At 30.1% G+C, this 13,374-nt stretch carries 10 protein-coding genes and 1 tRNA gene; 3 read left to right on the plus strand and 8 right to left on the minus strand.

Features of this window, described 5'->3' with window-relative positions; all coding sequences use genetic code 11:
• From ruvB to ccmC, 3 genes are all read right to left on the minus strand, one after another.
• Positions 1-990: a Holliday junction branch migration DNA helicase RuvB gene (ruvB, locus tag PVA18_RS01220; RefSeq protein WP_045805025.1), complete on the minus strand. Its 990-nt coding sequence runs from the start codon at positions 988-990 to the stop codon at positions 1-3.
• Between the two features lie 588 nt (positions 991-1,578).
• A complete protein-coding gene (gene ruvA / locus PVA18_RS01225; protein WP_045805024.1) occupies positions 1,579-2,151 on the minus strand; it encodes a Holliday junction branch migration protein RuvA in 573 nt (190 codons plus the stop codon).
• Positions 2,152-2,159: 8 nt separating this feature from the next.
• Positions 2,160-2,864 (minus strand): heme ABC transporter permease CcmC, encoded by a 705-nt coding sequence (ccmC, locus tag PVA18_RS01230; RefSeq protein WP_045804836.1) that lies wholly within the window; start codon positions 2,862-2,864, stop codon positions 2,160-2,162.
• A gap of 451 nt (positions 2,865-3,315) precedes the next feature.
• Here ccmC and gmk point away from each other — a divergent pair, with 451 nt between their 5' ends.
• From gmk to PVA18_RS01245, 3 genes are all read left to right on the plus strand, one after another.
• A complete protein-coding gene (gene gmk / locus PVA18_RS01235; protein WP_045804835.1) occupies positions 3,316-3,945 on the plus strand; it encodes a guanylate kinase in 630 nt (209 codons plus the stop codon).
• 425 nt (positions 3,946-4,370) lie between these two features.
• Entirely contained in the window at positions 4,371-5,267 is an 897-nt protein-coding gene (gene folD, locus PVA18_RS01240; protein WP_045804834.1) for a bifunctional methylenetetrahydrofolate dehydrogenase/methenyltetrahydrofolate cyclohydrolase FolD, read from the plus strand.
• A 48-nt stretch (positions 5,268-5,315) separates the two neighbouring features.
• Positions 5,316-5,388 (plus strand) — tRNA-Val (locus PVA18_RS01245).
• A gap of 531 nt (positions 5,389-5,919) precedes the next feature.
• Here the strand turns inward: PVA18_RS01245 and PVA18_RS01250 are convergent.
• The 5 genes from PVA18_RS01250 to ppdK all read right to left on the minus strand — a co-directional run bounded on the left by PVA18_RS01250 (position 5,920) and on the right by ppdK (position 13,188).
• Entirely contained in the window at positions 5,920-6,693 is a 774-nt protein-coding gene (locus tag PVA18_RS01250; protein WP_045804833.1) for an alpha/beta hydrolase, read from the minus strand.
• A 14-nt stretch (positions 6,694-6,707) separates the two neighbouring features.
• A complete protein-coding gene (locus tag PVA18_RS01255) occupies positions 6,708-7,229 on the minus strand; it encodes a c-type cytochrome (RefSeq protein ID WP_045804832.1) in 522 nt (173 codons plus the stop codon).
• 299 nt (positions 7,230-7,528) lie between these two features.
• Positions 7,529-9,013, minus strand: coding sequence for a proton-conducting transporter transmembrane domain-containing protein (locus tag PVA18_RS01260; RefSeq protein ID WP_045804831.1), 1,485 nt, complete (start codon positions 9,011-9,013; stop codon positions 7,529-7,531).
• Between the two features lie 272 nt (positions 9,014-9,285).
• Positions 9,286-9,969 (minus strand): hypothetical protein, encoded by a 684-nt coding sequence (locus PVA18_RS01265; protein ID WP_045804830.1) that lies wholly within the window; start codon positions 9,967-9,969, stop codon positions 9,286-9,288.
• Between the two features lie 579 nt (positions 9,970-10,548).
• Positions 10,549-13,188, minus strand: coding sequence for a pyruvate, phosphate dikinase (gene ppdK, locus PVA18_RS01270; RefSeq protein ID WP_045804829.1), 2,640 nt, complete (start codon positions 13,186-13,188; stop codon positions 10,549-10,551).
• Between the last annotated feature and the right edge of the window lie 186 nt (positions 13,189-13,374).

The following is a 13,374-nucleotide window of genomic DNA, read 5'->3' on the forward strand; positions in this document are numbered from 1 at the left end:
TTAAATATACGCTTGTTCCCTAAGATGAGATATTGCTTTTTCTGTAATTACTCTACCACGTGGTGTGCGTTGTATAAAATTTATTTTTATAAGATATGGTTCTATAGTTTCCTCTATATTTCCTGTATCTTCTGATAATCCAGAAGATATAGTGTCTATTCCAATTGGGTTATTAGAGTCATATATGAATTTTAAATATTGAATATCTTGTCTATCTAATCCTAGCTTATCAATGCCTAAACGTAGTAGTGCTTTATCAGCAAATGTATCTGTAATAACTTTGTTATGCTCTGTTACTTCTATAAAATCCCGTATCCTACGTAGTAATCTAAGTGCAATTCTAGGTGTCCCACGAGATCTAAGAGAAATTTCTTGTGCTCCACTTTCAGAAATATTTATCTTAATAACTTTTGCAGCACGTTGTATTACTTTTATAAGTTCTTCAGTTGAATAGAATTCTAAATGTATTGGTATACCGAAACGATCACGTAGTGGATTTGACAATAAACCAATTCGTGTTGTTGCTCCAACTAGTGTAAATGGAGGTAGGTCTACTCTTAAGGTACGTGCTCCACATCCTTCTCCCACTATTATATCTAGACAAAAATCTTCCATTGCAGAATATAATATTTCTTCTATGTTGCGATTTAAGCGATGTATTTCATCTATAAATAGTATATCTTTTGCCTGAAGGTTAGTGAGTATTGCAGCTAAATCTCCCGCTTTACTTAGTAGTGGTCCAGCTGTTGATCGAAAGTTTACTTTTAGTTCTTTTGCTATTATGTGTGCTAATGTTGTTTTCCCAAGTCCTGGTGGACCATATAATAGTACGTGATCCATTGATTCTTTACGTGTGTAAGCTGCATTTATGAAAATTTTGAGATTATTAACTATGCTACTTTGTCCTATAAAATCGTCTAATAAATTAGGTCTCATTGAGACATTTTGTTGATCTTCTAAGCATTCAGTGCTTTGCAATATATTTTTCATAAAATGTTCTTTATTATGTTTTCTTCTGAAGTATAATAGCATGATACTCTATTATAGATAAATTTGTACTTTCTTTATAATTAAAAGAATAATGACTATTATGTTTTTCATATTGCAAGATAAGGGAATCAGTATGCAAAAAAGTGCAGCTGTATACATGATCTATGACTATTTTAATATATCTTATATATAGGGTGTAGTTTTTGTAAATAATTTTAAGTATCTTTATACTTTTTGTATATAGACGAAATATCAAAATTTGTGAAGTTAATGTAACTATTATTTCACCTGAAATAAGATATTAATAACTAAATGATAGATAATTGTATGGTGTTCTACCTTATTATTGAATGAAAGAATACTGTTATGGGTATATACCTTAAGATAATGAGTTCGTGAATATTAGGGATATTATGTGAGAATTACTTAATATTTGATCCTAATATAATTACAGTATTTACTACTATATAAATTATTAGTTAGAGTTTAAGGTGAAAATCTGCATGGTTTAATATATTCTAACATTTTTTATAACCTGAGTATGTACAAGAAAATTTACATGTTTTGCGTAATTTTGTGACTTACAATCTATTGGGAAAGTTTTTGTAATGCTTTTCGTATAACTTCTTGTATGGTGTCATTAGGAAAATTAGATTTTATTTCTTGTACTACATTAAACGCTTTTAATTTGTCATAACCTAAACTTATAAGAGCAGCTAAAGAGTCGTCTTCTTGTATTGTAAAAGTTTTTTCTATTTGTACTTTGCTAATTTTGTATTGAAGTTCAGTTACAATACGTCCTGCAAGTTTTTCTCCTATACCATTTCCTCTAAATGCGTTTTTATTGTTGTTTATTACTGCAGAAAAGATTTGTTCTGGCGATAATTTACTTAATATTGACATTGCTGTTTTATAATTAATTCCATTTATTGTAACTAACATTTTCATGTAGTCTTGTTCTTGTTTATCTAAAAATCCATATAATTGAGTTAGATTGTCTCTATTGACGTAAGTTTCTATATAAAGTTTAATATTGTTTCCGATTTTACAAGTTTGTAAAACTTTATATGAGAGTTGAATTATGTACCCAACATTACCCACATTTAATATAATATGGTTGTTGTGTACTTCTTCTATAATGCCTGTAAGACTACCTATCAACACTTTCCTCAGAGAATATTATTTAATAAGATAAGTCTAGAATTGATTTTGCGTAGGTTAATTAGTGTATGTAACCTAAGTATTAACAATATACAGAATAGTAGACCAAGTGTAGAAAACATTGCAAAAAGAGGTATTAGCATTGAAATATCAATAGCAATTCCACTTTTGCGTAATACGCTTGCAGGTTGATGTAATGTTGTCCATATGTTGACAGAAAACTTGATTATTGGAATATTAATTGCACTGAATATAGCAAATATTGAAGCAGCTTTCATGGATCTATCTTCATTGTCGAAAAAGTTCCATAGGGATATGTATCCTAAATAAAGAAAAAGTAATACTAACATTGATGTTAAACGTGCATCCCATACCCACCACGTTCCCCAAGTACATTTACCCCATATACTGCCAGTAATTAAACATATAGATGTAAATGTTAAACCAAGAGGGGCAATGGCATGTGATATAATTGCTAGAATTACATTTCGCCACACTAGTGCTATAAAGCTAAAGATTGCCATTAATGTGTATGATCCAAGTGATATCCATGCGGATGGTACATGTAGATACATAATACGAACGAATTCTCCTTGCTTATAATCTGCTGGAGATAAGATAAATACCATGTATAAACTACATAGCAAAAAAATAAAAAACAAGAGTATTGTATATGGTAAAAGTGACCTTGTATAACGGATGAACTTACTCATAGCATATAAGTAATTACATGATTATTTAACGTATCATAAATTACAATATTAGGCAATCTAATATGGTGAGAGTAGTTTATTAGAATATATTTTTACAATTAAATTATTAATATTTTCGTATAGTTTTTTAGTTATATAAATGTTAGCAAGTAAGTTTTAATATTTGTTATAAGGAATTTATGGTATATTAAATGCATATTTTGTTTTTATATCCAACATTGTAGCATTTGTCGGTAATATATTATTTTGTATGTGTAAAAAAACTTGGTGATCAGATTTTATAGAATGCATTTCAAGTATTGAGTATGATATTCTTTTTTATTAAGTTATTGCTGCATAATGTATGAAAAGTGACATTATTTAAACATTTGATAATGGGATTTTGTGCTAAATTAAAAGCTTGTACTCAAACCTTAGATAATGATTATTGTGTTGTTTTAGGGAATGTAAGGTGAATTATAATTTAAAAAGTAGAGGAATAATGTTAGTTATATCTTCTCCTTCTGGAGGTGGTAAAACTACAATATCTCATTTATTAATTGATGAATTGCAAAATGATCTTGTTAGATCGATTTCTGTTACTACCCGTGAACCTAGAGGTGGTGAAGTTAATGGTAAAGATTATTTTTTTGTAACTGAATCTGAATTCATTAATTTGTGTAATACAGATCAGATGTTAGAGTATGCAAAAGTTTTTGGAAATTATTATGGTATACCTCGTAAGTTTGTCATCGATAATATTACTAATGGTGTTAGTGTGTTGTTCAGTATTGATTGGCAAGGAGCATTTAAATTAATTGACATTATGCGAGAACATGTAGTTAGTGTTTTCATATTACCTCCATCTATGGAAGAATTGAAAAGACGTCTATATAATCGTAGTGGGGAAAGTGATATAATAAATAAAAGATTAGGAGAGGCTGCATTTGAAATCAGTCATTGCTATCGTTATGATTACGTTATTGTTAATCATGATATTGGAGAAAGTGTTCATCAAATTAAATGCATTTTTACGTCAGAAAAATTAAGAACGCAACGAAAGATATCTCTGAAACAATTTGTTGATAATTGTATAAGATAGGGGGAAATATGTGTTTATGATCTGTCAAAATTATGAACTTATGATTATAATTGATTTTATGTAAGGCAGTAGGAAATGAAAAAGTTTTCTGTGTTACTACATTTTATTGGGACATACATAGTTTTTAAGAATTCATTTTATAATAACTTTCTTGAGGGAAAAGAGAACTTAATTTAGAAATTTGATTGTATTTATTGTAGTAAAATTAAGAACGTTTGTGTGATAAGAAGTAAGTGGTAGTAGTATATAAAAGACATTTTATAAAGATAAAAACTACATAGAATTGACAAAAATATCACAAGGATGATTATCAGATTATGTAGAGTATCTATCTGTGGTTATACGAAATTTGTTATTAATGTTTGTTGAAGTTTTTTGTAAAGTGTACTAGTCTGTAAGCTGGTGATAACAGTTTTTGGACTCTGATGGAAGATGTTATAAATGGAAAAGCGATTGCTGAGGATATTACTAGTACACTTGCTACATGTATTAGTGATTTAAAGTTACAGCATAATCTAACACCATGTTTGATAGTTATACTTGTTGGGGATGATCCTGCAAGTCATTTATATGTGCGTAACAAGCAGCGAAAGGCGGAAATGTTGGGACTCAAATCTGAAACTGTGTTATTACCGAGCACGACATCCGAAAGCAGTTTGATTGATAAAATACGTGAGTTGAATAATGATGATAGTGTTCATGGGATTTTAGTACAGCTTCCTGTACCAAAACATATTGATAAGAATTTAATAATTAATACTATTGACCCAAGGAAGGATGTTGATGGATTTCATAATGAAAATGTAGGGAAGCTATTTACTGGACAGAAGGGTTGTCTAATGCCTTGTACTCCTAGGGGGTGTCTTTATTTAATTAAAACTGTAACTCGTAATTTATCTGGAAGTGATGCTGTAGTTATAGGGAGGTCAAATATAGTAGGTAAACCTATGGCTTGTTTGTTGTTGGGAGAAAATTGTACTGTTACTACAGTTCACTCAGCTACTCGTAATTTACCTGATTATTGTTCTAAAGCTGATGTTCTTGTAGCCGCAGTTGGTATACCTCATTTTGTTAAGTCTGCTTGGATTAAGCCTGGAGCAATTGTTATAGATGTTGGTATTAATTCTATAGAGGAAAATGGGGTTAAAAAGTTTGTAGGGGATGTTGATTTTTCTGGAGCTAGAAGTATAGCTTCAGCTATTACTCCGGTTCCTGGTGGTGTAGGGCCTATGACTATAGCATTTTTAATGGTTAATACTGTAATGGCAGCATGTAATCAAATTGGTATTGAAAATTTTGTTGAAAAATATTTAGATTTGTAATTCTTTAATTGCAGTTAATGCATTTATAGTTTATAACTAGATAACAAGGGGCGGTTAGCTCAGTTGGTAGAGCGTCTCGTTTACACCGAGAGGGTCAGCAGTTCGAGTCTGTTATCGCCCACTCTTTTTGTTTTACTCTATTTATATAATGACTTTTACTGTCTTATGCTAAGCTGTATAAGAATCCATCTTATTATCATGTAATGTGCATATTGAAAGTTTATATCAAGAAGTTATATATATTCTTTCATCTGATTTGTATATTGTTGTGTACGGAAAATGGCTTGTAGTAATGTTAAAAGCTATGACTAGGCCTTACTTGCTCTGTTTAAATACCTTGTAAGGTATTTCAATAAATTATTGAGAGAAAACAGTGCATTTGTGTGTTATTTTTTAAGTCTATACTAATATTCCTATACCTCTATAGAGAGAGTGGTATCTTACTATTTTATAACGCATTTATGATTTTTATTTCTGCTAAATTAATATCTGTGTTTGTACTGTTTGGATAAAAGAAACATTATTACTACAATTACTCGTTAATGTAAAAAATGTTTACCACATTATTAGTATATATTTTACTATTGAAAACATAGCATCATTAGCCATCACTAATTCTCTTATTTACATATGGAGAAAAGTTATTGTTATTTTACTGTAAACTTTGATCTACTGCTTCCTTGATGTATTTGAAGATAATCTTCAATGAAGCATCATCTGATAAGCTATGGCTGGCTGATTTTATTAAATGTAAATTGACATTGTTTGATTTTATTTTCTCTGCTAAAGCAATGGAAGTCTGATATGGTACTGTATCATCATTCATTCCATGAATAAGTGTTATAGGATAGTTAATATTGATGGATTCTTGATTTAAGAGTAAATGCTTGCGTCCATCTTCAATTAGGTTACGAGTTATCACATAAGAGTATGTATTATTATTTTGACATAGAATAATTTTACCATGTTTATGTAGTTCATCTTTTTGCTTCATATTTAATTTTTGAAATATCAAAGATTCAGTAAAATCTGGTGCTCCAGCCAGACTAATTAGGTGCAATACTTTATTTTGACAGAATATTGCTACTAGTAACATGAGCCATGCTCCCATGCTAGATCCTATAATAACTTGTGGTTTATTAGTAGGATTTAATTGGTTTATTACCTCTGTGCAGTTTTTGTACCAATCACTGATGTTATAGTCAGTAAATTGACCATCTGATTCTCCGTGCCCTAAATAATCAAATAAAATTAGTCCTAGGTTGTGTGATTTACAGTAATCATATAAAGCAGTTGCTTTAGTACCTTGCATGTTAGAGTTAAAGCCACCGAAAAACACAATAGAGGCTGTGTTTCCTGGTAATTGTCTATATGCAATGTGTAATCCTTGTGCATAAGACAATGCTAACTTAGAATAATTAAACATATTTTTACCTGATGTTATTCTAAAGATTGCAAGTATGCTATTAAATCTGCTACATCTTGAGGTTTTGAAATTCCAGCGAATGCCATACGTGTACCCTTAATGTAAGCTTGAGGTTTTGTTAAAAATTGAAATAAATCTTGATATTCCCATGTTCCACCTTTACTGAGCATTGCTTTTGAATAGTTAAAGCTATCTCCCAAATGTGCTTTTTTATTACCTACAATGTGCCATAAATTTGGTCCGACTCTATTTGTTCCGCCTTTTTCAAAAGTATGACAAGATATGCACTTTTTTGTGATTTCTTTGCCTTTTGTAACATTAGCTTGTGTTATAAGAGCTTCAATATCAATTTGTTCTTCGGTACTTCCAACTTCTGTAAGGGGGGTATGTTCCTCTACATTGATTTGATAACCTTTTGCTTGTTCAGTATGTGGATTGGGATCATATAGTAAATCTACCACATTGCTAATAAATAGTACTATAAATGATGCGAATAAAACGGCTGTGAATATTTTATTTAAATGGAATCCGTCCATAGCTATTGCATTCCTAGATCATAAGTAATATACCATACCTCTCTAAGGTAATATAATCATTAACTATAGTCAATAAATAACATTGTTTGCTTAATTAGTATAGGTGGTCATTAATTTGTAAGCAATATATACTGAAAATATGGGATACCTCTAGTTCTGTTGTATTATAAGCTTAACATATTATTTACATAGGAAGATTGTACTAAGATAAGTTTGATCACTGATTTGAAGTAGGTATGACTTTATAAAATAGGTAACAGGTATAAGATATTGTACTTAGAAATTACATGTATATAGTTTTATTCAAGGAAGAATATTGTGAAAATTGTATATGGAGAAAAGAATATAAATAGTGTACATGCTGTAGTTGTGATCATAACCATGAGCATTAGCATAGGAGCTTCTGTGTATTTAAATCTGCAAGGTTTAAAAAATGCATTGTATATAATAGGAAGAAAATATATTGTATTTAATATAGTACTTAATGTTAATACTGATGTTACTATTATACTATTTTGATGTAGTGCTTCTGACATGATAAAGGATTTTCCCCAAAATGTAGGGGCAGGAGGTATACCTATCATTGCAGCAGCGCCAATGGAGAATGCGATCATAGTAATAGGCATAGACATACCTATTCCATGAAGTTCATGTAAGTACTTTTTTCCTGTTTTTGTGTATATCGCTCCTGCAGCAAAAAATAATGTAATTTTTGCAAAAGCATGAGATATCATTTGAAATATAGCAATTTGAATTGCGTGTTTTGTATATAATGATGCTGTCATTACTATATATGCAAGTTGTGATATTGTTGAATATGCAAGCAATTTTTTTAAGTTGATTTGTTTGATTGCTATTAAAGATGCAAGTATAATTGTAGTTCCTGAGACATACATGAGTATATTGCTATGTTCTTGAATAAGTATATTTAATTTTTCTAATCCTATGATATATAATAAGATTTTTATTATAGTAAACACTCCGGATTTTACAACTGCTACGGCGTGTAGTAGTGCACTAACTGGAGTAGGAGCCACCATAGCCTGTGGCAACCAAAAATGTATGGGCATTAACGCGGCTTTTCCAATTCCATAAATCAATAATAATAATAGACCCATAAGTAAGCTGTTAGAGATGTTTTCTGGTAATATACCATTTGGAGTAAAATCTAACGTACCACTTACATTATATATTATTAAGATTGCTGGCAAAAATAGTAGCATTGATGTTCCTAATAATGTTCCTATATAATATCTGCCAGAGATTTGTGACTGAGTATTGGTGTAATATGTAACTAGAGGGTATGTACTTATGGTGAGTAATTCGTAAAATATAAATAATGTTAACAAATTCGCTGAGAACGCTATACCCATTGTACATCCAATACTCATTGCAAAACATGCATAAAATATAGGCTGTTTATTATTATTTTGATTATTGTGTTTCATATAGCTAATACTATAAATAGTAGTGATTACCCATAGAAATGAAGGTAATAAGCTAAATATTATGCTTAAAGGTTCAGTTTTGAATGCGATTTGTATTTGAGGATGGATGAATTCGTATAATTTGATATATAATACTGGATTATTGTTTATGGATTTTATATAAAACTTGCATGCTTCAAACACTAAGTAGAATAAAGTACATGAGGAAGCTATACTTATAAGTTCTTGTGAATATTTTATTTTCTTTAACATTAATATCAAAACAGCAGATATAAATGGGAAGAAAACTATATATACTAAAGAAAAACCTAATATGGAATTCTTAAGAAAGTGCATAAATGCTATCATACCATACTTAACTTGGACTATTATAAATAACAATAAAGCTTTTTTAAGTAAAGTATCTTATATAGTGTTTTCTTTTCATTTGCAGAAAAGTGATTTGTGTATAGTGAATCATTTATGTGTATGAAGATTAGTTAAAAGTAGGAATTTATCATTAAATTTAATAACTTTTATAATCCTTAGAAGTTTGTATATATAATGTTTATTCTTAACGTTGTTATACAAATCTGCATTTATTATTAAGGGGTTACCTGTATTATTTTTTACGTGGCAAAATTTTCTACATATTTATTAAAATATGTATAAAACAATTCTTGTGTCATTACATGATCTGCTGAAACTAAATGTCCATTAATCTTTACTGTATCTACTATGAAGTTTTTATCTGCATACATACAGTAAGACCATGGACCTCCTAATTGTGCAATTATGTTGTTAATGGAAGATTTGACTTTTTTATAATCTACTGCGACATTGTACCACTTTTTTAAATTTTGAGGTTTTGGTAATTTTCCACCAATTCCTGCACGTGATACGGGGTCAATAGTACATAGTAAATCTATTGAGGTTGTTTTAAGTGTATTTATTGTTCTGTATCCAGTATCTCCTCCCCAGCTATGTCCTACAAGACAGATTTTTTGTTGTGCTTCATACCAGGCTTCTATTACGGGAATTATTGCTGATGATCCCCAAGTTGCGTATGCTATATCTTGGTGATTGTAGTTCTGTGTATAGTATTTAGCATATAAACGTAATACAAATTTTGTTCTATCATCTGACGCTCCTCCAATAAATATTACTAAAGGTTTTGTGCCTGGAGTAATTTTACTTCTTAAAATGTCTTTTGAGTTTTTGGGGATTGCAATGCCTTCTGTAATATATCCTGTATCTGTTCCTACTGCTGGAATATATGGGGGGATAATTTTATCTGCAACAAATATCGACATTCTTGTCTGCCTTGAGTAATAAATATATGATAACATTACAATAGTAAATAATTTTCTCAAATATTTAGATTGAGAAATAAATTTTGTTTGTAATGAAATTAAAGTAACTATAGTAAAATAAAAGTTAAAAAATAATAATGCATCTTTGTATTTACAGTGTCATATATAAGATGTTGTATTGAGTGTAGTAATAATATTGAAATCAAAAAATGATCTTTTTTTTCCATATAAGAATATGTAGGAAGAACTATCTTAGTTTTGTGTTGGGTAGAACATGAATTAACCTTGGTAGACTGATTGAAAGAAGTGTGTAATACTATTTTAGAATTTCTTCAGTAGTGTGAGAAGTATTTATTGTTCTTTAATATTTTTTGTTATGAAATTGTTATTTTAATGAAAATGAAATATTCTACGAATTTTTATACATTTTAGTATTTTAAATTGTGTGTATAGTTATACAACATTGAATACATGCTTAATCTTTGATTCTATAATCAATAGTAGTTTTACTATTACTGGTTATTGTATTTCTTTGAATTATAAAAAAATGCTAGATTAAAATAGAAATAAGTATCTTTCTTAATTGGTAGTTATGGAGACACTGAGTTGCGTTATAGTAGATTGAGCAGCTATTAATCTTGCTATTGGAATTCTGTATGGGGAGCAAGAAATATAATTTAAATTCAATTTTGCAAAAAACTGTATAGAGTCGAAATTTCCACCATGCTCTCCGCATATACCAATTTTAATACTTGGAGAAGATTTTCTACCTAAATATACTGCAGTTGATATTAATTTACCTACTCCTTCAATATCTAAAGTTTCAAAAGGGTCTTGTTTTACTATTTCTAAATCTTTATATATTTCAATAAAACTTGCAGAGTCATCCCTAGATATTCCTAAAGTGGTTTGAGTAAGATCGTTTGTTCCAAAGCTAAAAAATTGAACATGTTTAGCAAGTTTATCTGCAATTAGAGCTGCCTTTGGTAGTTCTATCATTGTTCCTATCGAATACTTAGGATTGTCAAATTGCTGTGCTATATTATTAATTAATTCTTTAATAATGATGATCTCTTTTTCAGCCATAACTAAAGGTATCATGATTTCAGGTACTATGCCTGTTATATTTGTTTCTTCCTGTAACTCCTTTACTGCAAGGAAGATTGCCTTTACTTGCATTTCATATACTTCAGGATATGATATAGCAAGCCTGCATCCGCGATGTCCTAGCATTGGGTTCTTTTCAGATAAATAAAGTACCTTGTTTCTTAGCTTTTCTAAGGATTTACCAGTTCTTGCTGAAACTTCATTTATTGCATTGTCATTATCTGGAAGAAATTCATGTAATGGAGGATCAAGTAGTCTGATAGTAACTTGCTTATTGAGCGTAGATTTAAAGATTTTTTTGAAATCTTCTTTTTGCATGACTTCGAGTTTTTCTAGTGCTGCTATTCTTTCTTCTTTGGTGTCAGACACAATCATTTCTTGTACTATACTTATTCTTTTGTCAGAGAAAAACATATGTTCTGTACGACATAATCCTATTCCATCAGCTTGGAAAGCCATGGCTATATCTACATCTTCTGGAGTATCAGCATTAGCCATTACTTTTAGTGTTCTTATTTCGTCTACCCATTCCATTAACTTATAGAAACTCTTGCTTAATTTAGGGGTAACTGTTTTTATAGTTCCTAGAATAACTTCTCCATTACAACCGTTTATTGTAATGCTATCGCCTTTATATACTTTTAGACCTGTATTTGTATAGAAAAATTGTTCGCTTTTGTCTATAAAGATCCCATTTGCACTACAAATGCAAGGTTTACCCATTCCTCTGGCTACTACTGCTGCATGGGAAGTCATACCACCTCTTAAAGTGACGATACCTGCAGAGCTATTCATTCCATTTATATCTTCTGGATTGGTTTCTTGGCGTATTAATATAGCATTCTTTCCATCTTTTCTAAATAGTTCTGCATCGTTAGGTGTGAATGCTACATATCCAGTTGCTGCACCTGGAGATGCTGGTAATCCTCGTGCGATAATGTTAATGTTTGTATTGTTCTCAAGTATTGGGTGAAATAGTTTACTGAATGATTTATGTTCAATTCTTAATATAGCTTCTTCTTTTGAGATTAATTTTTCTTCTACCATATCTACTGCTATTTTTACAGCAGCTTGAATGCTACGTTTCCCTGGTCTGGCTTGTAAAATCCATAGCTTACCATTTTCTATTGTAAATTCTATGTCTTGCATATCATGGTAATGTAGTTCTAGTTTTCTACATACCTTTTCTAAATCACTGTAAGATTGTGGTATTAATGCCTTCATTTTATCTAATGGTAACGGACTATGAGTTCCAGATACTACATCTTCTCCTTGTGCATTTACTAAAAATTCTCCAAAAATTTCTTTTTCTCCAGTTGATGGATTACGGGTAAATACAACACCTGTAGCAGAGTTCTGACTCATATTGCCAAATACCATGGATTGTATATTAACTGCTGTTCCTAGATTGTCTGATATATTGTGTATTTTTCTGTATGCAACTGCTCGTTTGTTCATCCATGATTTAAAAACTGCATCTATTGAATTATATAACTGTTCATGAACGTTTTGAGGGAACTCTTGATTAGTATGTATATTAACTATCTTTTTAAATTCAATTATTATTTCTTTTAATATATCAGGATCTGATATCTGATCACTTACTGAAATATTAGCCTCTCTTTTTTTTTTATGTATTACTTCTTCAAATAAATTACTTTCTATTTGTAACACTGTGTGTGCATACATTTGTATGAGTCTGCGATAACTATCATAAGCAAAAAATTCCCCACTTTTTTTTGCTAATCCTATTACTGTCTTGTCATTTAATCCTACATTTAGTATTGTATCTAACATCCCTGGCATAGAACTCACACTACCTGATCTTACTGAAAGTAGAAGTGGATTATCATGGTCGCCAAATTTTAAACTTACCTCGTCATGCAAGAATTCAATTGCATTTTCTACTAAACTAAATGTTTCAGCAGGTAGCTTATTGTTTTGATAATAATAGTTACATATGGTTGTTGAGAGTGTAAATCCAGGTGGTACATCTACACCAATATTGCACATTTCTGCTAGATTTGCACCTTTACCACCTAGGATATGACTCAATGTTAAACTTCCGTCACATTTTGTTTTACTAAAATAATATATTAATTTTTCACTCATACGAAGAGAACCGAAAAAAGTTTTGTTTTTATGCTATAATAGTCATGTATACTACCTCGCTAAATATACTATAAAACCTAATTTTCTATAGTGCAACTATTGTAAAATAATTAATTAGTAGGAGTGATATAAAATAAATAGTGGTGTTTCATGTGTATAAATAGATACATAACATTAAATGGTGTG

This window comes from Ehrlichia muris subsp. eauclairensis, assembly GCF_051097115.1.
Classification (GTDB): domain Bacteria; phylum Pseudomonadota; class Alphaproteobacteria; order Rickettsiales; family Anaplasmataceae; genus Ehrlichia; species Ehrlichia muris.